The sequence below is a fragment of the Mycolicibacterium grossiae genome (genome assembly GCF_008329645.1).
Classification (GTDB): domain Bacteria; phylum Actinomycetota; class Actinomycetes; order Mycobacteriales; family Mycobacteriaceae; genus Mycobacterium; species Mycobacterium grossiae.
The window spans coordinates 1,615,977-1,637,389 of sequence record NZ_CP043474.1 but is presented as its reverse complement, the minus strand read 5'-3'; the positions used below and the strand labels follow the sequence as shown (position 1 = coordinate 1,637,389).

At 72.8% G+C, this 21,413-nt stretch carries 20 protein-coding genes; 11 read left to right on the top strand and 9 right to left on the bottom strand.

The features are described 5' to 3' along the window. Window positions 1-8 precede the first annotated feature (8 nt). The gene (locus FZ046_RS07910) at window positions 9-1,112 is read right to left on the bottom strand and encodes an alpha/beta hydrolase (RefSeq protein WP_070355271.1); all 1,104 of its coding nucleotides are present in this window, start codon (window positions 1,110-1,112) and stop codon (window positions 9-11) included. Window positions 1,113-1,402: 290 nt separating this feature from the next. Between FZ046_RS07910 and FZ046_RS07905 the strand changes: the two genes are divergently transcribed. The 7 genes from FZ046_RS07905 (at window position 1,403) to FZ046_RS07875 (ending at window position 9,586) form a co-directional block, all read left to right on the top strand. Next, window positions 1,403-3,847 (top strand): GcvT family protein, encoded by a 2,445-nt coding sequence (locus FZ046_RS07905; RefSeq protein WP_070355272.1) that lies wholly within the window; start codon window positions 1,403-1,405, stop codon window positions 3,845-3,847. 50 nt (window positions 3,848-3,897) lie between these two features. Further along, the gene (gene solA / locus FZ046_RS07900) at window positions 3,898-4,995 is read left to right on the top strand and encodes an N-methyl-L-tryptophan oxidase (protein WP_070355287.1); all 1,098 of its coding nucleotides are present in this window, start codon (window positions 3,898-3,900) and stop codon (window positions 4,993-4,995) included. Continuing rightward, the gene (locus FZ046_RS07895; RefSeq protein ID WP_070355273.1) at window positions 4,992-6,155 is read left to right on the top strand and encodes an aromatic ring-hydroxylating oxygenase subunit alpha; all 1,164 of its coding nucleotides are present in this window, start codon (window positions 4,992-4,994) and stop codon (window positions 6,153-6,155) included. The genes solA and FZ046_RS07895 overlap by 4 nt, the downstream gene beginning before the upstream one ends. Before the next feature lie 48 nt (window positions 6,156-6,203). Beyond that, window positions 6,204-6,998 carry an IclR family transcriptional regulator gene (locus FZ046_RS07890; protein ID WP_070355288.1) on the top strand — a complete coding sequence of 265 codons (795 nt, stop codon included), beginning with the start codon at window positions 6,204-6,206 and terminating at the stop codon, window positions 6,996-6,998. A gap of 109 nt (window positions 6,999-7,107) precedes the next feature. Continuing rightward, window positions 7,108-8,892, top strand: coding sequence for a BCCT family transporter (locus FZ046_RS07885; RefSeq protein WP_099046035.1), 1,785 nt, complete (start codon window positions 7,108-7,110; stop codon window positions 8,890-8,892). Window positions 8,893-8,913: 21 nt separating this feature from the next. After that, the gene (locus FZ046_RS07880; RefSeq protein ID WP_070355274.1) at window positions 8,914-9,114 is read left to right on the top strand and encodes a hypothetical protein; all 201 of its coding nucleotides are present in this window, start codon (window positions 8,914-8,916) and stop codon (window positions 9,112-9,114) included. A 70-nt stretch (window positions 9,115-9,184) separates the two neighbouring features. Next, the gene (locus FZ046_RS07875) at window positions 9,185-9,586 is read left to right on the top strand and encodes an STAS domain-containing protein (protein WP_125939815.1); all 402 of its coding nucleotides are present in this window, start codon (window positions 9,185-9,187) and stop codon (window positions 9,584-9,586) included. Here the strand turns inward: FZ046_RS07875 and FZ046_RS07870 are convergent. From FZ046_RS07870 to FZ046_RS07845, 6 genes are read right to left on the bottom strand one after another with little or no spacing between them, the layout of a single operon-like run. After that, window positions 9,545-10,369 (bottom strand): GAF and ANTAR domain-containing protein, encoded by an 825-nt coding sequence (locus tag FZ046_RS07870; RefSeq protein ID WP_070355276.1) that lies wholly within the window; start codon window positions 10,367-10,369, stop codon window positions 9,545-9,547. The genes FZ046_RS07875 and FZ046_RS07870 overlap by 42 nt on opposite strands. A gap of 43 nt (window positions 10,370-10,412) precedes the next feature. Further along, entirely contained in the window at window positions 10,413-11,045 is a 633-nt protein-coding gene (locus tag FZ046_RS07865) for a class I SAM-dependent methyltransferase (protein WP_070355277.1), read from the bottom strand. Continuing rightward, window positions 11,042-11,875 (bottom strand): glycosyltransferase family 2 protein, encoded by an 834-nt coding sequence (locus tag FZ046_RS07860; protein WP_070355278.1) that lies wholly within the window; start codon window positions 11,873-11,875, stop codon window positions 11,042-11,044. The genes FZ046_RS07865 and FZ046_RS07860 overlap by 4 nt, the downstream gene beginning before the upstream one ends. Beyond that, complete coding sequence (locus FZ046_RS07855; RefSeq protein ID WP_070355279.1) at window positions 11,872-12,852, bottom strand: glycosyltransferase; 981 nt, start codon at window positions 12,850-12,852, stop codon at window positions 11,872-11,874. The genes FZ046_RS07860 and FZ046_RS07855 overlap by 4 nt, the downstream gene beginning before the upstream one ends. Beyond that, complete coding sequence (locus FZ046_RS07850) at window positions 12,849-13,907, bottom strand: glycosyltransferase (RefSeq protein WP_070355290.1); 1,059 nt, start codon at window positions 13,905-13,907, stop codon at window positions 12,849-12,851. The genes FZ046_RS07855 and FZ046_RS07850 overlap by 4 nt, the downstream gene beginning before the upstream one ends. 20 nt (window positions 13,908-13,927) lie before the next feature. Beyond that, window positions 13,928-14,965 (bottom strand): hypothetical protein, encoded by a 1,038-nt coding sequence (locus tag FZ046_RS07845; RefSeq protein WP_125939816.1) that lies wholly within the window; start codon window positions 14,963-14,965, stop codon window positions 13,928-13,930. Between the two features lie 121 nt (window positions 14,966-15,086). Here FZ046_RS07845 and FZ046_RS07840 point away from each other — a divergent pair, with 121 nt between their 5' ends. The 4 genes from FZ046_RS07840 (at window position 15,087) to FZ046_RS07825 (ending at window position 20,173) form a co-directional block, all read left to right on the top strand. Beyond that, entirely contained in the window at window positions 15,087-16,019 is a 933-nt protein-coding gene (locus tag FZ046_RS07840) for a WcbI family polysaccharide biosynthesis putative acetyltransferase (protein ID WP_070355281.1), read from the top strand. After that, window positions 16,016-17,011, top strand: a complete 996-nt coding sequence (locus FZ046_RS07835) for a glycosyltransferase (protein ID WP_070355282.1) — start codon at window positions 16,016-16,018, stop codon at window positions 17,009-17,011. The genes FZ046_RS07840 and FZ046_RS07835 overlap by 4 nt, the downstream gene beginning before the upstream one ends. Continuing rightward, on the top strand, window positions 17,008-18,363 hold the full coding sequence (locus FZ046_RS07830; protein ID WP_149484226.1) for a glycosyltransferase: 1,356 nt from the start codon (window positions 17,008-17,010) through the stop codon (window positions 18,361-18,363). The genes FZ046_RS07835 and FZ046_RS07830 overlap by 4 nt, the downstream gene beginning before the upstream one ends. Before the next feature lie 97 nt (window positions 18,364-18,460). Next, a complete protein-coding gene (locus FZ046_RS07825) occupies window positions 18,461-20,173 on the top strand; it encodes a hypothetical protein (protein ID WP_246182933.1) in 1,713 nt (570 codons plus the stop codon). A 15-nt stretch (window positions 20,174-20,188) separates the two neighbouring features. Here the strand turns inward: FZ046_RS07825 and FZ046_RS07820 are convergent, their stop codons facing one another. Continuing rightward, window positions 20,189-20,551 (bottom strand): PAS domain-containing protein, encoded by a 363-nt coding sequence (locus FZ046_RS07820; protein WP_070353943.1) that lies wholly within the window; start codon window positions 20,549-20,551, stop codon window positions 20,189-20,191. Further along, a complete protein-coding gene (locus FZ046_RS27325) occupies window positions 20,548-21,396 on the bottom strand; it encodes an STAS domain-containing protein (protein ID WP_170292410.1) in 849 nt (282 codons plus the stop codon). Before FZ046_RS27325 ends, FZ046_RS07820 begins: the two co-directional genes overlap by 4 nt. Between the last annotated feature and the right edge of the window lie 17 nt (window positions 21,397-21,413).

Below are 21,413 nucleotides of genomic sequence, written 5' to 3'. Positions count from 1 at the left end.
CCTGGCCCCTACCCCGCGGCGACCGCCGCGACGTGCGTGCGGCGCTCGTGCGTCTCGTTGAGGAACTTGGCGACCTCGACGGCGCAGCGGCGCGCATGCGAGGTGTCGACGAGGTCGAAGGCGTGTCCGGCCCGCGGAACCTCGTAGTAGCCGACCGGGTTGCGCGACACCTCCCGCAGCCGGTCGCGGAAGGCGTGCGCCTCGCCGACCGGGATGATGGTGTCCTGCTCGCCGTGGATGAGGTAGAACGGCGGCGCGCCGGCGTGCACCCGCGCCATGGGTGATGCGGCCTCGAACACGTCGGGGTGCTCGGACTGCTTGCGCCGCACGACGACTCGCTCCAGGAACGTCTGGAAGCTGCGTCGCGCCGGGGTGGAGCGGTCCTGCCAGTCGTAGCGGCCGTAGATCCCGACGACGGCGTCCACCGACGTGTCGGCGTCCTCGGTCAGCTCGCCGCGGAAGCGCTCGTCGCCCGGGGTCAGGCCGGCCAGTGCGGCCATGTGGCCACCGGCGGAACACCCGGCGAGCGCCACGAAGTCGCGGTTGCCGCCGAAGCGGTCGACGTTGGCCCGCGCCCAGGCGATTGCCGCGTTGACGTCGGCGATGTGGCGTGGCCAGGCGTGCACCGGTGACACCCGGTAGTCCATGGTGAGGCAGACCCAGCCCTGCTTGACCAGGTGGTCGAGCAGGGTGTGACCCTGCAAGACGCGGGTGCCCTGCACCCAGGCGCCGCCGGGGACGAACAGCAACACCGGCGCGTCCGGCGGCAGGTCGGGGCGGCGCCACACGTCGAGCACCTGCGACGGGTGGTTGCCGTAGCGCACGCCGCTGCGGTGCAGGCACCGCCGGCGCTGCCCGCGGAAGCTGAGGTACGGCGGGATGCGGCTCGTCGAGATCACGTCGTCGCCGACCGACGCGGCCTGCGCGGGCGCGATGCGGCGGGTGACGGCGGCCTTGACCGCGGGCGATGCGTAGTGGCCACCCCACATCGCCATCGCGGTCAGGCCCGCGAACGGTTCGAGGTGCTTGCCCACGACGGGAAGGCCGGAGTAGAAGCGGGTCGCGGCCAGCACGACTTCGGTGGGGTGCGGGATCAGCGAGTCGATGCCCATGTCAGCTCTCCGTCCCGACGGCGCCACCGCTGGGGGCGTCGCACCGGGTGCAGACCACCTCGTCGAATCCGAGACGTCCGCAGGTCGGGCAGATGAAGTCGAGCACGAGTGCGCCTTTCAGTGCGTGATGCGCTTGCGCGCGTGGTCAGACGCCGTCCGGGCTGCAGCGTTCGCACGTTGTACCCGAGGCCTGGGAGCACCAAACGGTCCTTCGGTTGCGGCGGCCGGGAGCCGGTCGCATACTGTTGCGCGATACGCATTGGTTGCTCATAGCGCAACAGGAGCAGAGTATGGCTCAGCCCAAGGTCGTCGTCATCGGCGCCGGGATCGTCGGCACCTCACTCGCGGACGAATTGACCGCCCGCGGCTGCACGGACGTCACCGTGCTGGACCGCGGACCGTTGTTCACCACGGGCGGCTCCACGTCGCACGCCCCGGGTCTGGTGTTCCAGACCAATCCGTCGAAGACGATGACCGAGTTCGCCCGCTACACGGTCGACAAGTTCGTCGCGCTCGACGCCTTCACCCAGGTCGGCGGACTCGAGGTCGCGACCACCGAACAGCGGTGGGTGGACCTGCACCGCCGCCACGGCTGGGCGCGGTCCTGGGGCATCCCGGGCGAATTGCTCGATGCCCGGCAGTGCGCGGCCCTGCACCCCCTGCTGGACCCCGAGCGCATCCTCGGCGGGTTCCGCACCCCCACCGACGGCCTGGCCAGGGCCCTGCGCGCCGCCGTCGCCCAGGCCGAGCGGGCCGGCACCCGCGGCGCGCGCTTCCTCGGCGAGCAGGAGGTCGTCGACGTCCTCACCCGCGGCGGCCGCGTCACCGGCGTGCGCACGGCGGCGGGTGAGGTGTTCGACGCTGACGTCGTGGTGTCCGCCGCCGGATTCTGGGGCGCCGAACTCGGCGCCCGCGTCGGCCTGACGGTGCCGCTGGTGCCGATGGCCCACCAGTTCGCCAGGACCGGGCAGCTGCCCGAGCTGCGCAGGCCCGTTGTCGGACCCGACGACGCCCGGTTGCCGATCCTGCGCCACCAGGACCGCGACCTCTACTACCGCGAGTACGGGGACCGCCTCGGCATCGGTTTCTACGGCCACCGACCCATGCCGGTCGACATGACTTCGCTGCTGACCGACACCGCCGGGGAGGCGATGCCGTCGATGCTGCCGTTCACCGAGGACGACTTCGCCCCCGGCTGGGCGGCGAGCGTCGACCTGCTCCCGGCACTCGGCGACGCGAAGGTCGAGGAGGGCTTCAACGGCATCTTCTCCTTCACCCCCGACGGCTTCTCGATCATGGGCGAGCACCGCGACCTCGCCGGTCTCTGGGTGGCCGAGGCGGTGTGGGTGACGCACTCCGCGGGCGTGGCCAAGGCCATGGCCGAGTGGATCCTCGAGGGCACGCCCGGCACCGACGTCCACGAGTGCGACCTCTACCGCTTCGAGGTGCCCGCCACGAGCGGCGACTTCATCCTCGCGACCAGCTCCCAGGCCTTCGTCGAGGTGTACGACATCGTCCACCCCCACCAGTACCGCGCCGCACCGCGCAACCTGCGGGTCAGCCCGTTCCACGGCAGGCAGGTCGACCTCGGGGCGCACTTCTTCGAGGGCGGCTGCTGGGAGCGGCCGGCCTGGTACGAGGCGAACGCCGCGCTGGTCGACGAGCTGGCCGCCGACGGCGTCGCGTTCCCCGCGCGCGACGAGTGGTCGGCGCGCTTCTGGTCCCCCATCGCGATCGCCGAGGCGCGCTGGACGCGCGAGCACGTGGCGTTCTACGACATGACGCCGTTGACGCGCTACGAGGTCAGCGGGCCGGGCGCCTGCGCCTTCCTCCAGCACCTCACCACCAACGACGTCGACAAGCGCGTCGGGGCGGTCACCTACACGCTGATGCTCGACGAGACCGGCGGCGTCCGCAGCGATCTCACCGTCGCGCGGCTCGCCGACGACGTCTTCCAGGTCGGTGCCAACGGCCCGCTGGACCTCGACTGGATGACCCGGCACCTGCCCGATGCGGGCGTGACGATCCGCGACGTCACCGGCGGCACCTGCTGCATCGGCGTGTGGGGCCCGCGCGCCCGCGACGTGGTGGCGCCGCTGTGCGCGGCGGACCTGTCGCACGGCGCCTTCGGATACTTCCGCGCCGTGCGCACCTTCATCGGCTCGGTGCCGGTGACCATGCTGCGGGTGTCCTACGTCGGCGACCTCGGCTGGGAGATCTACACCTCCGCCGAACACGGACTCGCGCTGTGGGACGCGCTCGCCGAGGCCGGCCGCGCGCACCGCGCGATCGCCGCGGGCCGGATCGCCTTCAACGCCCTGCGCCTGGAGAAGGGCTACCGCGCCTGGGGCACCGACGTCACCGCCGAACACTCCCCCGCCGCAGCGGGTCTCGGCTTCGCGGTCTCGGCGAAGAAGGGCGACTTCGTGGGGCGGGCCGCCCTGGAGTCCGCGCCCGCGCCATCGACGGTGTTGCGCAGCATCGTGTTCGACGCCCCGGACGCCGTGGTCCTCGGCAAGGAGCCGGTCCGCCTCGGCGACGAGACCGCCAACGTCGGCTACGTCACCAGCGCCGGCTACTCGCCCACCATCGGGCGGTCCATCGCGTATGCCTGGCTGCCCGCCGACGTCGCCGTCGGAACCGCAGTCAGCGTCGACTACCTGACCACCACGTACCGCGCCACCGTGCACGCCGAGCCGGTGGTCGACCCCGAGATGGCTCTGATCCGGAGGTGAAGGCGTTGTCCGAGAGACACTTCGACGCGATCGTCGTCGGACTGGGCGGGATGGGCAGCGCCGCGGCCTACCACCTCGCCCGCCGCGGGGTGCGCGTCCTGGGACTCGACCGGTTCGGTCCGGCGCACGACCGCGGCTCCAGCCACGGCGGGTCGCGCATCATCCGCCAGTCCTACTTCGAGGACCCCGCCTACGTCCCCCTGCTGCTGCGGGCCTACGAGCTGTGGGCCGAACTCGCCGAACGCAGCGGCCGCGAGGTGTACCGCCTCACCGGTGGACTGTTCGTCGGGCCGCCGGACTGCCTCACGGTGGCCGGCAGCCAACGCGCCGCGACCGAGTGGTCGCTGCCGCACGAGATGCTCGACGCCGCCGAGATCCGGCGCCGCTTCCCGACGCTCACCCCGGGCGCGGGCGACGTCGCGCTCTACGAGGCGAAGGCCGGGTTCGCCCGCCCCGAGCTGACGGTCGCCGCCCACCTCGACCTCGCCGCGCGCGAAGGCGCCACGCTTCGGTTCGACGAGCCGGTGCTCGAGTGGTCCGATGGACCCCGCGGCGTCGAGGTACGGACCGCGCGCGGCAGCTACACCGCGGGCCAACTCGTCGTGTGCCCGGGAGCATGGGCGCCCGCGCTGCTCACCGAACTCGGCATCCCCATCACCATCGAACGTCAGGTGCTGTACTGGCTGGACCCCGTCGGCGGCACCGCCGCCTTCGAGGACCATCCCGTCTACATCGACGAGAATGCCCGCGGGCAGCAGATCTACGGCTTCCCCGCCATCGACGGCCCCCGCGGCGGAGTCAAGACGGCGTTCTTCCGTAAGGGGCGCGAGTGCACGCCCGAGACGATCGACCGCACGGTCACCGACCGCGAGGTCGACGAGATGCGCGAGCGCGTCATCCAGCTGCTGCCCGCGCTGTCCGGCCCGGCGGTGCACACCGCCACGTGCATGTACTCCAACACTCCCGACGAGCACTTCGTCATCACCCGTCCCGAGGGCTACGCCAACGTGACCGTGGCGTGCGGCTTCTCGGGCCACGGCTTCAAGTTCGTGCCGGTCGTCGGCGAGGTGCTCGCCGACCTCGCCATCGACGGCGTGACCCACCACCCGATCGGCCTCTTCGACCCCCGACGACTGGTGACCACGTGACGACCATCGACGAATCCCCCACGCCCACCGCATCGTCGGGCAGCAGCCTGGTGCCCACGCTCGCCGGCCGCTACTACTGCGATCCGGACGTCTTCGCCGCCGAGCAGGACCGCGTCTTCGAGCAGATGTGGTTCTGCGCCGTGCGCAGCGCCGACCTGGCCACCGCCGGATCCTTCCGCAAGGTCCAGATCGGACGCGAGAGCGTGCTCGTCGTCCGGGACCGCACCGGTGCTCTGAACGCCTTCCTCAACGTCTGCCGCCACCGCGGCGCGATGCTGTGCACCGAGGACGCCGGCGAGGTGACGCGCCACCTGCGCTGTCCGTATCACGCCTGGACCTACCACCTCGACGGAAGGCTGGCGGCCGCACCGAATCTCGGGTCGCTCACCGAGGCGGACGGCACCCGCATCGACCGCACGCGGTGGGGCCTCGTCCGCGTCGAGCTGCGCGAGTGGCTCGGCTACGCCTGGGTCTGTCTGGCCGACGACCCGCCGTCGTTCGAGACCGACGTCGTCGGCACCGTCTCCGCGCGTCTCGGCGACGTGGCGGCGGTGGAGAACTACGGCGTCTCGGCGCTGTCGGTGGGCCGCCGCGTCGTATACGACGTGAAGGCCAACTGGAAGTTGATCGTCGAGAACTTCATGGAGTGCTACCACTGCGCCACCATCCATCCCGAACTCACCGAGGTGCTGCCGGAGTTCGCCGACGGTCTGGCAGCCCAGTACTTCGTGGGGCACGGCGCGCTGTTCGGCGAGAACGTCAGCGGATTCACCATCGACGGCGGCTCCGGGCTGGACCGCATCCCCGGCGTCAGCGAGGAGCAGGACCGCCGCTACTACGCGATCACGGTGCGGCCGAACGTCTTCATCAGCCTGGTGCCCGACCACGTGATCTTCCACCGGATGTATCCCATGGCCGCCGACCGCACCGTGGTCGAGTGCGACTGGCTGTACCTGCCGGAGGTGGTCGAGCAAAACATGGACCTGCGCCGTTCGGTCGAGCTGTTCCACCGGGTCAACATGCAGGACTTCGACGCGTGCGAGCGGACCCAACCCGCGATGTCGTCGCGCGCATACCGCACCGGCGGCGTCCTGGTGCCCGCCGAGCACCACATCGGTGAGTTCCACAGCTGGCTGACCAGCATCTTGGACGACGCCTAGGGGACGGGCCGCACCGTGACCATCACCGTTTCCTACACTGGACGCGCCATGCCCCCGCGACGCGTCGACACCCCGCCCCGGGAGAAGAGCGCTGCGGCCGTGCAGTCGGTGGACCGTGCGCTCACCGTCCTGGAGATCATCGGCAAACTCGGCAGCGCCGGTGTCACCGAGATCGCGGGCGAACTCGGCGTCCACAAGTCGACGGTGTCCCGCCTCGTCGCGGTGCTCGAATCGCGCGGCTTCGTCGAGCAACTCGCCGACCGCGGCAAGTACCGGTTGGGCTTTGCGATCGTGCGCCTCGCCGGATCGACGAGCGCCCGCATGGACCTCGCCAAGGAGGGTCAGGCGATCTGCGACCGGCTGGCCCAGCAGACCGGCGAGACCACCAACCTGGCGATCCTCGACGGCGACCGCATCGTCAACGTCGTCGAGGCCGTCGGCCCGGCCGAGATCGCGCTGCGCAGCTGGGTGGGCCAGAACTGCCCCGCCCACGCGACCTCCAGCGGCAAGGCACTGCTCTCCGGGCTCGACGACGGTGCGCTGCGCGCACTGTTGGGCGACGCCCTGGCCGGGTTCACTCCGCACACCCTGTCGTCGCTCGACGACCTCCTCGAACAGCTGCGTTTCGTCCGCACCAGCGGGTGGGCCTCGGCCTGTGAGGAACTCGAGATCGGCCTCAACGCCGTGGGGGCCCCGGTCCGCGATGCCAGCGGCACGGTCGTTGCGGCGCTGAGCGTTTCGGGCCCCGCCTACCGCCTCACCCCGAGCCGTTTCGAGGTGGTCGCCGAGATGGTGACCGCCGGCGCCGCGGCGATCAGCAGGCGGCTCGGCCACACCGGTTGACCGCTTGGCCTGACCGACAACTGAATACGGCCACATCGCGCGAATGGTCCTCGACCGATCGCTCGATGGGGTGTAATGACTGCCACTTCCACGGACGCGAGGTTCACCGATGTCGCTCGACACCACCGGCGAGGCACGACACGCCGACGCACCGGATCCGGACGCGACTGGCGCCGCCGCCGACCCGGCCACCGCCAACCCGCTCGCCCCGATCACCGAGCCGGTCCGCCCGAGGGAGGCCAACCCCGGTCGCGACTGGGTGGTGTTCGGCGTCACGGGCGTCATCTCGATCGCGTTCGTGGTGTGGGGTCTGCTCGACACGTCGAGCCTGTCCTCGATCTCGGCGGGCACCAAGGACGCCGCCATCAAGGGGCTCGGCTGGTTCTTCGTCCTCGCGGCGAGCTTCTTCGTCATCTACGTGCTGTGGCTGGCCGCGAGCAAGTACGGCCGCATCCCGCTGGGATGTGACGACGAGCAGCCGGAGTTCCGCACGACGTCGTGGATCGCCATGATGTTCAGCGCCGGCATGGGCATCGGCCTGATGTTCTGGGGCGTCGCCGAACCGCTCAACCACTTCGTCACCCCGCCGCCGGGCACCAGCGAGGCGCAGTCGGATGCGGCGTTCCAGACGGCCATGGCCACCACGATGTTCCACTGGGGCCTGCATCCGTGGGCGATCTACGCGGTGGTGGGGCTGGCCATCGGCTACGGCATGTACCGCAAGGGCCGCGCGGGCCTGCTGTCCGCGGCGTTCACGTCGCTGTTCGGCGACCGGGCCAACGGTCCGGCGGGCAAGGTCATCGACATCCTCGCGATCTTCGCGACGCTGTTCGGGTCGGCCGCGTCGCTCGGCCTGGGCGCGCTGCAGATCGGCGACGGGCTGGAGTTCAACGGCTGGGTGGGCACCGTCGGCACGCCGATCCTCGTCACGATCATCGCCGTGCTGACCATCGCCTTCGTGCTGTCGGCCGTCTCGGGCATCGCGCGCGGAATCCAGTGGCTGTCCAACATCAACATGGCGCTGGCGCTGGTGCTCGCGGTGTTCGTGTTCGTCGCGGGGCCGACGCTGCTGATCCTCAACCTGATCCCGAGCGCACTCGGCGACTACGTCCGCGACTTCGTCGCGATGAGCGCGCGGACCGACGCCAACGGCGACGCCGAGCTGGCGGCGTGGCTGTCGGGCTGGACCATCTTCTACTGGGCATGGTGGGTGTCGTGGACGCCGTTCGTCGGCATGTTCATCGCCCGCATCAGCCGTGGCCGCACGATCCGCCAGTTCGTCACCGGCGTGCTCCTGGTGCCGACGCTGGTGAGCCTGCTCTGGTTCGCGATCTTCGGCGGCGCGGCCATCGACCGCCAGCGCACCGTCGGCGACATGGTCGGCGCCGACGGCTCCGTCGACAGCACCGGCGCGCTGTTCAAGCTGCTCGACACCATGCCGCTGGCCGGCATCACCACGGTGCTCGTCATGGTGCTGGTGGCCATCTTCTTCGTCTCGGGCGCCGACGCCGCGTCGATCGTCATGGGGTCACTGTCGGAGAAGGGTTCCCACGAGCCGCGGCGCGCCACAGTCGTCTTCTGGGGCACCCTGACCGGTGCCGTCGCGGCGATCATGCTGATCATCGGCGGAGGCGGTGACGAGGCCCTGACCGGATTGCAGAACCTCACCATCGTCGCGGCCGTGCCGTTCGTCATCGTGATGGTGCTGCTGTGCGTGGCGCTGTACCGCGACCTGCGCAACGACCGCATCGTCGCCGTCGAACGGCGCAGCGCCGAGGTGGTCGAGCGGGCGGTCATCACCGGGGCCAGCCACTACGGCGAGAACTTCGACCTGGTCACCCGCTACCACAAGCTGGAGTCCGGCAAGCCCGTCGGCAACGGCGACGCCGACTGAGTCCGGTGGCACACTGATTCCATGCAGGAGCTGAGCCGGGCGGAGATCGTCAAGGACGCGGTGCAGGAACTCGTCGAATCCGGCGCATCGGCTGCCGGGCAGGTGGCGTCCATCGTCGCCACGGCCGCCGGGGAGATCGCCTCGGTGGTCGGGGCCTTCGCCACCGACGTCTTCGAACTCCGCGACGGGGTGCAGCGGGCGGTGCGGGACACCACCGACTGACACCCGCCGACTGACACCCGCGTTTCCTTTCAGAGAGTGAAACGTCGCCGGAACGGGTAACTACCGCATCGTGCAGTCACGGAACGGCCAGCGGCCACTCACCCGGCGCCCCTTCGACGTCTCCACCCGGGTGGCCGACGGCACCATCCTGCTGACCGTGCGTGGCAGCGCCGGGCCGGAGGAGGCCGCCGCCCTGGCGTCCTGCATCGACATGGCGCTGGTCTACGCACCCGGCGTGCTGGTGGTCGACGTCAGCCGCACCGACCGGTTCGGCCGGTCGTGCCTCGACGTGCTGCTGCGGGCGGGCCGGCGCGTGACGAGCACCCTGGCCGGCACGCGCCTGGCCGTCGTCTGCACCGACGCCGCCGTGCTCGCGGCCGTGGCCGCCGAGGGCGCGGCCTTCGAGACCTACCCGGCGGTCGCCGCCGCGCTAACCCCGCCCGTCATGATCGACGGCGCCAGCGTCGCCTGACGGTTCCCCGCCGGGCAGCGTGCCCGTCGCGGCCACGACCTCCGCGACGTCGACGAGCTTGCGATTCAGGTGCTGCGACGTCACCCGCAGGACGTCGAACGCCTCGTCGGCGGTGATCCGTCGCGTCGCCATGAGGATCCCCTTCGCCTGACCGATGACGTCGCGGTTCGCCACCACCCGCCGCAGTTGATCGGTGCGCTGAGCATCGGCGAGCGCGAGCGCGGCATGCGTCGCGAACAGCGTCGTGACGTTGCGCGAGGTGTCGTCGAAGACGCCGGTACGTCCGGCGTACAGGCTCAGCGACCCCAGCTTGCGCTCGTCCACCCACAGCGGGATGCACAGCATCGACGCCACGCCCAGCCCGCGCGCCTCGCGGACGAACTCCGGCCACCGTTCGTCGGTCGTCGTGTCGGTGATCTCGATCGTGCGCTGCTCGCGTGAGGCGTCGATGCAGGGGCCGGTGCCGGTGCGCTGCTGCAGAGCGTCGAGCACCGGCGGCGCGGCGCCCAGCACCACCTGGGGGAGGAACTTGCCCCGGATCAGGAGGTTGAGGCCGGCGGCGTCGACGCCGTCGACGAGTTCGACCGCGGCCGCGAGGATGCCGACCAGTGTGGCCTCGAGGTCGCGTTCGTCGATGCGCAGGGCGCGGCTCAGCTGGTCGAGGCTGCTCCAGGCGACGTCGTCGAGGTCGGCGAGCCCGCTGGCCACGCCCTCGAGCGACGCACCGCCGGGGGCAGCCGTCGGCTCGTGCTCGGGGAGCGGCGCAGGCGCGGTGATTGCCATCCCGACATTGAATCAGGCTTGCCCCGCGGTCGCCGCCGGGTCGTCAGGACTGGGGTTTGAGCCACCGCCACTGGCCCTGCAGCCACGGCTGGGCGTCGGGCAGCTGGTCGGACACCGCCGCGACGACGCCGGGCCACCACTCGGGGTGGTAGTCGTCCCCGGAGAGCCACCCGCCGGGTTTCACCTTGGGCGCCCACGCGGCGATGTCGGCCGCCACGCTGTCGTAGTCGTGCCGCGCGTCGACGTGCACCCAGTCCAGCGACGCGTCGGCGAACACGGCGCTCACCCCGGGTGACGCGCCGATCAGCAGGTGCACGTCGTCGGCGGCGCCGCAGGACAGCACGTTGCGGTGCAGCAGCCCGGCGAACGTGCCACCGCCGTGCGCGGCCGCGGGCCCGTGCGCGTCCACGTTGCGCATGCCCTCCGGCCCGCTGCCGCGGCAGGTGTCGATGCCGATGACGTGGAAGGACTTCCCGGACTCCGCCACGCACTCGGCGAGCGACAGGATGCTGCGGCCCAGGTACAGCCCCACCTCGACGAACGTGCTGCCCTCGTCGAAGGTGCGGACGGCCTCGAGCTGGCCGTCCCGCCAGCCGAACCAGCCCGGGATGTCCGACCAGTGCGTGACCTCGTCGGCGAACCGCGGGGTCGCCGGTGCGCCCGTCTGCTCGCTCACGCCGTGACCTCGTCGGGTGTGGTGACGTGCACGTCGTCACCGTCTCGTACCAGCAATCCACGCTCCTCGAATGCGTTCAACCAGGTGGGCATCGGCCAGCGGCCCCAGCGGCGCCGGAACACCCGGGCGTTGGCGACGATGTCCGCCAGATGCTCGGTCGGTGGGTCCGACACCGGATGGTGCTGATGGTAGGCGTGCGCCCCGCCGACCCAGCACAGACCGACACCGCGCTGCGTCGCCACGGCGGCGAAGTCGGTGTCCTCCCCGCCGTAGCCGACGTAGTCCTCGCAGAATCCGCCGATGCGCTGCCACGTCGCCCGCGACGCCGCGAACGACAGCGACCAGAACAGGTCGGGATCTCCGCCGTGCAGCAGGACGCCGTCGGGTGGGTCGGGCCGGCCGGGGTGCGGGCGTCGGCACGACGCCGGATCGGTCAGTGCCCGCTCGGCCGCGCCGGCGGGCAGGTAGGTCACCGGTCCGGCGAGCAGCGCCGGACGGTCGGTGGCACGGTGAGCGTCGGCGTAGCGCGCGACGAGGTCAGGATCGGGGATGCAGTCGACGTCGAGGAACACCAGCAGGTCCGCGCCACGGCGCAGCGCCATCTCGGCTCCGAGGTTGCGGGCACGCGCCAGGGGCAGCGCACCGCCTTCCCGCGGGAGGGCCGACACGTCGGCGTCGGCGGGCAGCAGGCCGGCGACGGCGTCGTCGTCCATCGCGACCACGCACCGGACGTCGGGCCCACGGGTGCCGGCGTCGAGGCCGCGCTGCTGGCGGCGCAGATGGTCGTGGCGTCCGTGCACCACCGTCACCGCGGCGACGACGGGCGTCATGCCGCGATCACCTCCGCGGCCCGCGCGGCGGCGCCGCGGGTGCGCAGCTCGTCCCAGCGGTCGCCGCAGGCCCGTGCGCGGGCGATGAGACCCGGCCAGCGCTCCGGCGCCGGCCACTGCGGCACGGCCACCGCGACGCCCGCCGCGGCGAGTGCGTCCGCGGTGGCGTGCTGCTCGTCGAACGGCCGGTCCTGCGGGACGACGACGGCGGGCACGCCCGCGACGGCGACGTCGGCGATGGCGTTCTGGCCCGCGTGGCAGACCACCACGTCGGCGGCGGCGAGCAGCGACCACGGGTCGTCGACCCAGGCGGCGTCACCGCCCATGGCCGTCCAGTCGACGTCGGCGGCCGCGCCGCGCAGCTCGGCGAGCGCACCGGCAGGCACCGCGCTGCCGCCCGCGCCGGCGAGCAGCACGCCGCACCGGCGGGCACCGGGTCGTCGTGCAGGCCGCGGCCGGCCGTCGAAGCGCGAGATGGACCCGACGTAGTGGGTGCGCGGCGCGTGCTCGGCCAGCCAGTCCGGCCGGTACACCCGGTCCGACCACGGCGCGACGACGTGCTCGGCGACGTCGAGCGCCAGCCGGTGCACGGCGTCGCCGCGGTCGCCGGGCATCGCCATCACCACGACGGGGACGCCGCTCAGGCGCACCAGCAGGGTCACCTCGACCGACACGTCCACGACGACGCGGCGGGGCCGCTCGCGGGCGAGGAAGTCGGTGATCAGCGCGTGCCGTTCGGCGAGCCCCGCGACGCCGGTCGGCACCCAGTGCAGCCGGCCGTGGGCCGCCGGGTCGGTCGTCGGCGCAGCGGTGTCCGGGACGTCGAGGGGCAGACGCAGCCAGGTGTCGGTGGCGCGCAGGCCCGCGGGGGCGGGCAGCGAGGACAAGAAGGTCACGGGCTCGTCGAGCTGGGCGGTGATCGCCAGCGCCCGGTGCAGGTGCCCGCGCCCGTGGTGGTGCACGTAGTAGCCGATCACGCCGACACCCGTGCGCCCACCAGCTGCTGGTAGCGCGCCACGTACCGGTCGACCATCACCGCGTGCGAGCAGTGCTCCTCGGCGCGGCGGCGCGCCGCCCGGCGGGACAGGTCCGCGGCGGCGAGCACCGCGCCGGCCAGCGCATCGACGTCACCCGGTTCGACGAGACGCCCGCAGGTGTCGTCGACGATCTCGGGGATGCCGCCGCGCGCCAGCGCCGCCACCGGGGTGCCCGACGCCAGCGCCTCCGCGGTCACCAGCCCGTAGGGCTCCTCCCAGGCCGGCGTGACGAGCGCGACGGCCGCACCGCCGACGAGGTCGTTGAGCTGGTCGTGCCGCAGGTGCCCCTCGTACGTCACGCCGCCGCCCAGTTCCGGTTCGACGACCTCGGTGAAGTAGCGCCGGTCGCCCACCGGGCCGGCGATGCGCAGCGGCAGCCCCGCCCTGCGGGCCGCGGCGATCGCCGTCGTCACACCCTTCTCCGGCACCAGCCGCCCGGTCCACACCGCGTAGTCGCCGCCCGCGCCCGGCCGCCACGCGTCGAGGTCGACGCCGTTCGGGATCACCGACACCGCACCGGTGATCGGCCGCCACTGCGCGGCGGTGAACGCGCTGACGGCCGCGAACTCGCTGCGCACCCCGCGCGGCAGCGCGACCGCCTGCTCCAGCCAGGCGAGTGGCGGCGTGTGCAGCGTGGTGATCATCGGTGCCGGGATGCTGCGGGCCATCGCCAGCGGTAGGTAATGCAGGCTGTGGTTGTGCACCAGGTCGAAGTCGTCGCGCAGCGACTGGCCGAGGTCGAGCATCACCGAGAGGTAGGCGTGCGTCTCGTGCACGATCCACTCGGGCGCCGTCGGATCCGCGCGCGACGCCTCGCTCATGTCGAAGGTGTGCACGGGCAGCACCTCGCACGGCAGACCGGCGTCGGATCCGGGCGCGGCGAACAACGTCACGCGGTGCCCGGCGGCGGTCAGCGCGCGCGCCAACTCGAACACGAACGACTCCATGCCGCCGGCGAATGGCTGCCCGATGGCGTACCGGGACGACGCCAGCATGGCGATGCGCAGCGATGCCGTCACGCGGCGGCCCGGGTCATCGCCCGCCGGTAGAGAGCCACGCTCCGAGCGCGCACCTGCCGCCGCTGCTCGATGCGCCGGTCGCGGCGGTCGGCGTCGAGGGCACCGTCGCCGCAGGCCACCCGGCGCAGCGCGGCACCGATCGCCCGCTGCAGACCGTCGGCGTCGAAACGGTCGGCGCCATAACCGAATTCGAGATCACCGTGTTGCTCGGCGAAGTGGCCGCAGTCCGGGACCACCGCGACCACCCCGGCGTCGTGGCAGTCCTCGACCCAACCGGAATGCGTGCCGAAACGGTAGGGCAGCACCAGCACGTCGACGTCGGCCAGGTAGCCGGCCAGCCCGGCGTCGTCGAACCGCGGGTGCACGCGGACGTCGACGCCCGCCGCCCGGTACGCCGCCAGGCGATCCGCCGTGGCATCGGTCGCACGCGGCCCGCGCAGCGCGTCCTCGTCGAGGTCGAACCGCAACGCGTAGTCCGCGCCCTGAGCGGCGGCCAGGACGTCGAGCAGCGGCCACGGATCGACGTTGGCGCGCAACGACTTTCCGTGCACGGCGACCACCGGGACGCGACGCCGGACGCGGCCGACGCCGACGTCCGTGGCGGCACACAGGTGCGGGTGGGGCAGCACCGTCGCCGGACGCCGCCACCGCCGGCCGATCTCCGTGGCCGCGCCCGCGGTGAGCGTCACCACCTCGTCGGCGGCGGGCACCAGCACGTCGAGCCGGGCGAGGTGCTCCGCTGGGTCGGCGAAGTGGGGGTTGTGCAGGTCGTGAACGGTGAGCACCAGCGGCACACCGGCCGTCGCCAGCACCCGCGTCACCCGCGTCAGGTCGGCTGCGCTCTGCGTGTCGTACCCGAAGTGCACGTGCAGCACGTCGATCTCGGCGATCCTGCCGCGCAGGTAGTCGGCGTCGAGGAACCGCGGCGGCCACCACTGCCCGGGCAGCGTGGCGCCGGGCGGCGTCGGGTCCGGCAGCAGCCGAACGGCGACCGGGTCGACGACGGCGTCGACGTACGGATGCCCTGCGGGCACCGAGGCAAGCCTGATCACGAGCATCCTGGGTCCGGAATGAGCGGGCAGGACATCGCCCCGGACTGGACGGTTGCACGCACCGCAGAAATTAGCACGAACCGCTTCGCTCTACTGTCGTGGCGTGACGACCGACGGCCGGACGTGGCACTACCGCCACTTCTACGCGCACCCCGACGCCGAGCCCGGCGAGCCGCTGCCGCTGTGGCTGGTCGTCGGCAACTGCCAGGCCGAAGCCGTGCGCCGGGTGCTCGACAGCGTCACCGACCGACCGTTCCGCACCGTGCGGATGCCACCCGTGCACGAGCTGACCGCCGCCGACCTGCCGCACCTCGATCGTTTGCTCGATGACGCGGAAGTGCTCCTGTCGCAGCCGATTCGGGCGGACTACCGGGAGCTGCCGCTGGGCACCGCGCAGCTGGCGGCGCGGCTGCGCCCGTCGGCCCGGCTGCTGCGGTGGCCGGTGATCCGCTACGCCGGGCTCTACCCGTTCCAGGTCATCGTGCGGCGGCCCGCGGACCGCTCGGTGACCCCACCGGTCGTGCCGTATCACGACCTGCGCACCATCGCGGCCGCCCGGGCGGGACGCTCGGCCGACGATCCGTGGGACGTGGCGGTCACCGGCGATCAGATCCGCGCCGCAGCCGAAGCGAGCGTCGCGGCGCTGGCTGCCCGGGAGCGCCGCGACACCGACGTCGCCGTGTCCGACGTGCTGGCCGCCGCCGGCGCCGACGCCTGCCACACCATCAACCATCCCGGCAACACGGTCCTCGAGGCGCTGGCCCGCCGCATCCTCGCCGCGCTCGACGCGCCTGCCGCCGTGACGCCGGTCGACGGCACCCTGCTCGGCTCGGTGTACGCGCCGCTGGAGCGGCGGGTGCTCGCGGCGGTGGGGTCCGATGCCCCCGAGCGCACCGCGTGGACCATGGCAGGCGAGACCATCGACCCGCTCGCCGTGCACCGTCGTCAACTCGATTGGTATGCCACCAATTCCGACTTCATCGCGCTGGCCGCCGAACGCCACGGCGACACGATGGACCTGCTGGGCCTGTCGTGAACGCACCGTCGCACGTCGTCATCGGACCGCCCCGGCACGGGGTGGTCCGCTTCGGCGTCGCGCTCGACGCGGCGCTGCGGGCGAGCGGCCTCCCCACGTCTCTCACCCGGTCGGCCGACGCGGTACCGGCGGGCGGCGTGCACGTGCAGTTCACCGATCGGCTGTTCGGAGCGAACGCCACCGACGCCGCCGCGGCGTTCACTGCCCTGGCCCGTGCGGCCCGAGACCGCGGGGGCCGGGTCACCGTCACGCTGCACGACGTGCCGCAGCCGTCGGACGGCAGGCACTTCCGCACGCGCGCCGCGGGCTACGCGCGGGTCTGCTCCGACGCCGACGGCGTGGTGGTCAACAGCGACCACGAGCGCGCCCTGCTCGGCGAGATCGACGTGCCGGCAGACCACGTCCGCGTGGTCCCGCTGCCGATCGACCAGCGGGCGGTCGCGGTACCCGCGGCGTTTCCCCCGCCGCTGTCGGTCGGCGTCTTCGGCTACGTCTACCCCGGCAAGGGCCACCGCGAGGTCCTCGACGCGCTGCACGGCCTGTCCCCGGCAGTCTGGTTCCTGGCGATCGGCGAGGCATCCGCCGGCCACGACGACCTCGTCGAGGAGTTGCACGACGCCGCCCGCCGCGGGCGCCGCCGCGTCGCGCTCACCGGTCACGTCCCCGAGCACGCCGTCACCGCGACGCTGCGGGCGGTCACCGTGCCCGTCGCCCACCATCGCCACGTCTCGGCGTCGGGCTCGCTGAACTCCTGGCTCGCCGCCGGCCGCCGGCCACTGGCACCCGCGACGCGCTACACCCGGGAGATCGCCGACCGCAATCCCGGCGCGCTGCTGCTCTACCCGGACGACGACGCCGGCCTGCGCGACGCCATCGCCGCGTCACTCGCCGAGCCGTCGACCACCTGGCTGCCGCCCGGCACGCGGTGCACGCCCACCACCGCGGAGGCCGCCGACGCCTACGCCGGGCTGCTACGGGAGTGGCACCGGTGACGTTCGCGCTGACCGACGGGCGCGCCGTCGTGCCGGGCAACCGGTGGGATCTGCTCGCCGAGCGCGAGGTCGCCCCGGCACGGGTGGCGGTGGTCATCGCCCACTATCAGCAGCAGCGCCAGCTCGACCTGGTCCTCGCCGCGCTGGCGCTGCAGGACCACGCGCGCGGGCTGCTCGAGGTGGTGGTCGCCGACGACGGTTCCGCGGTGCCGCCCCGCGTCGCGCCGTCCGACCTGCCGGTCACGGTGGTGCGCCAGGACGATTTCGGCTTCCGCGCCGCGGCGGTCCGCAACCTCGGCGCCGCGCACACCGACGCCGACGTGCTGTGCTTCCTGGACGCCGACACCGTGCCGGAGCCCTCCTACGTCCGGCGGGTCTCCCGGCTGACCAACGTCCTGCCGGACGCGGTGACCGTCGGCCGCCGTCGGCACGCCGACCTGAGCGGCTGGACACCGGCCGATCTGCCGGGCTGGTGGGCGGGCACGTCGGCGCCGACCGAACTCACCGAACCTCGGTGGCTGCGCGACGCCTACGCCCGCAGCGGCGACCTGCGACACGTCGACCGGGGCTCCTACCGCTTCGTCATCAGCTCGGTGCTGTGCTGCGGCCGTGAACTCTTCGACGACGTCGGCGGTTTCGACGAATCGTTCGTCGGCTACGGCGGCGAGGACTGGGAGTTCGCGCACCGCGCCGTGGTGAACGGCGCGGTGCTGCACCACGCCCGCGACGCCGTGGCCTGGCACGACGGCCCGGACTGGGGCGAGCGCGACGTCGCCGAGCGAGCCGCGGCGAAGAACCGCGAGGCCGCCGCCGTCGCCCGGCTGGTGTGCGATCCGGCGGCCCGCCGCAGCGGCCTGCGCTACGCGGTGCCCGCCGTCGCGGTGGAGGTCGACACCACCGGGCACGGGCTGGGTTCGCTGATCACGACGGTCGGCGGCTTCCTCGGCGAGGACGTCGGCGTGTGGCTGACCGGCGCGGGAGCCGACGCGTTGCATCCCCACCTCGGCGAGGACGGCAGGATTCACCTCGGCCCGGTGCCCGACCGCGTCCGTCGCCGCTGCCAGGCCACGGCGACGGTGCGTGGGCGCGCCGTGCTGTCGCGGGCGGCGGTGGCCGACCTGCTCGCCCGCGCGGCCGAGCCCGGGGTGGCGCGGGTTCGCGTCGACGGTCCCGACGGTGCGGCGGTGGTGGTCGGGGCGTCGTGGGCGGCGCACCGGGCGCGGCGCTGGAGCACCGGCGCCGTCCGCTTCGCCGATCCGGCCGACGCCGAGCGGCTCGGCGCCGACGTCGTCGTGCCCGCCACGGACGTGGGACTGGTGTCGGCGGACCCGGAGGTCGATCTGTCCTGGTGAGCGGTCACGCCGCCCGACACGGCAGGTGTGGCACCAACCCGGCTGGGGTACATAGGGGTTCACGCCCGCACGGGGGCACCTCGACGGAGAGCATGGATTGAGCGAGACACTGGAGCGCGGCGCCGCGGTGCGCTCCGACCACGAGGACGACTACTACGACCTCGGCACCTACCACCGTGAGGTGGACACCGCATCGGCGGCAGCGCAGCGCTGGTTCGACCGCGGGATGGTGTGGGCCTTCGGGTTCAACCACGACGAGGCCGTGCGCTGTTTCGAGCGCGCCCTCGAACACGACCCGACCCTGGCGGCGGCCCGCTGGGGCATCGCCTACGCCGCCGGGCCGAACTACAACCGCACCTGGGCGTCGTACCACGGGCCGGGGCGTGCCGCGGCGCTGCACCGGGCGCGGCACGAGCTGACCATCGCCGCCGAGCAGGGCACCGCCCACCCCATCGACCGCGACCTCATCGCGACCCTGGCGCTGCGCTACCGCACGGCGAACTCCAACGACCTCGATGCGCTGACCGCCGATCACGCCGCATACGCCGACGCGATGGCCGACCTGGCCACGCGGCACCCGCACGACGTGGACGTGCAGATGCTGGCGGCCGAGGCGCTGGTGAACCTGACGGTGTGGGCGCTGTGGGACACCCGCACCGGCGAACCCGCCGAGGGGTCCCGCGTGGTCGAGGCGCGCACGCTGCTGGAGCGTGCCCTGGCCACGCCCGAGGGGCGCGCGCATCCCGGGGTGCTGCACGTGTACCTGCACGCCATGGAGATGTCCGACGAGCCGGAACGCGCGCTCTACGCCGCCGATCTGCTGCGCGACCTGGTGCCCGACTCGGGCCACCTGCAGCACATGCCATCGCACATCGACGTCCTGTGCGGCGACTACGCCAACGCGCTGCGGGCCAACCTCGCTGCCGTGCGAGCCGACCGCAAGTTCTTCGCCCGTTCCAAGGCGGCCACCCCGTACTACCGCTACCGGGCGCACAACCTGCACTTCGCGGTCTACGCGGCGATGTTCGCCGGACGGTTCCGCGAGGCGATGGCGGCCGCCGACGAGGCCGTCGAGGTCTTCCCCGCGGAGCTGCTGGCGGTCGAGGCACCGCCGATGGCGGACTGGCTGGAGGCCTTCGTCGCGCTGCGGATCCACGTGCTCATCCGGTTCGGCCGCTGGGCCGACCTGGCCGAGGAACCCTTGCCCGCCGATCCGGAGCTGTACGCCGTGACGACGGCGACGACGCTGTACGGCCGCGCACTCGCCCTCGCGGCGCTCGGGCGCGTCGACGACGCCGACGCGGCACGCAGCGCGTTCCGGCAGGCCTACGACCAGGTGCCGCCGAGCCGCACGCTGTTCAAGATCAGTTGTCGGGAGGCGCTGAACATCGGCGCGCGGATGCTCGACGGGGAGATCGCCTACCGCCGCGGCGACCATGACGAGGCCTTCACGCTGCTGCGGGAAGCCGTCGACCTGGACGACTCCCTGCCGTTCGACGAACCGTGGGGCTGGATGCAGCCGACCCGGCACGCCCTCGGCGCCCTGCTGCTCGAGCAGGGCCACGTCGACGAGGCCGCTCGGGTGTACGCCGCCGACCTCGGGTTGACCGACGCGGTGAGCCGGCCGTGCCGCCACCCACGCAACCTGTGGAGCCTGCACGGTTACGCCGAGTGCCTGCGCCGGCTGGGACGCGACGCCGAGGCGGCGATCATCGGCCAGCAGCTGGCGTTCGCCGCAGCGCGCGCGGACGTGCCGGTGCGGGCGTCCTGCGCGTGCCGCATGGAGGCCGAGCAGACCTGCTGCGGCTGAGGATGGCGGTGGTCGCTAGTCGGCTTCCCACGCCTGCTCGGTCACGTCGGTGAAGGCCACCATGACGACGCCGTCGGCGCCCGGGACGGACACGTGCCCGCTCACCTTCGCGCGCACCGGATAGCCGTCGGCGTGGCGCCACGTCATCAGCCCGGCGGGCACCGGCTCGACGGTCGAGGACCCCACGAGCAGGGAGTGCAGGGCTGCCCCGGTCAGATCGAGCACCTGCCTGCCGAGCATCTCGGCGAAGGCGGCGTTGGCGAATCCGACCACCTCGCCGTCCACGACGAGCACCGGAACGGCCAGCCGGTCGAGGACGGCGGCGGGCGACATCCCCGCCAGCAGCGCGCTGAGCGCGTCGCGCGGTTCGGCCGTCACCGGTGGACCAGTCCCGCGATGCCGGTCAGGAAGTCGTCCTGCGGCCGAATCAGGGCCCAGACGGTCTTGCCCTGCGGGGTCGGCAGGTTGCGCCAGCCGTGACTCACCGCCGCCACCAGATCGAGCCCGGTCGGCGGCGCCGTCGGATCCTGTTCGCGGCGCGTCGCCTGCGCGGGGTTCGCGTCGGTGACCGCCACGACGACGCCGTTGACGACACCGCCGTTCACGACACCGCCGTTGACGACACCGCCGTTCACGACACCGCCGTTGACGACACCGCCGTTGACGACACCGCCGTCCGCGCCGACGTCGTCGGTCTCCAATCGCAGGGTGCAGGATCCCCCGCCGTGCTCCATCGCGTTCTCCACGAACACCGTCGAGACGATGAGCACGGCGGGCATCGCGTCGAGGAGACGCCACTGCCGCAGCCGGTCCTTGACGAAGGCCTGCGCCCTCCGGACGGCGCCGCCGCCGTCGAGGTCGACGGCAGCCCGGCGGCGGTAGCGGTGCGACGCGTCCGCGACGGCCCGAGCCGCCGCGTCCACGCTGGCGTACACCGGCACGTAGCGGGTGATCGACAGCGAGGCGAGCAGCCGCCGGGTGCCCCGGTCGCCGCAGGCCAGCGCGATCGGGACGTCGGGCCAGGCGTGCACGTGCCAGCGGGCGCTGGTGAACACCGACCAGGCGTGCCGGTCGGTGACCCGCAGTCCGTCGACGTCGACGACGAGCGCCGGTGCCGTCAGCGCCGCCTTGATCACCCCGTCGCGGGCGTCCCGGTACGTGCCCGCATGCAGTTCGCCGGACATGCGCAGCACGACCGTCGTCGCGTCGTGCTCTTCGATCATCGTCAGCACAGCAGCCA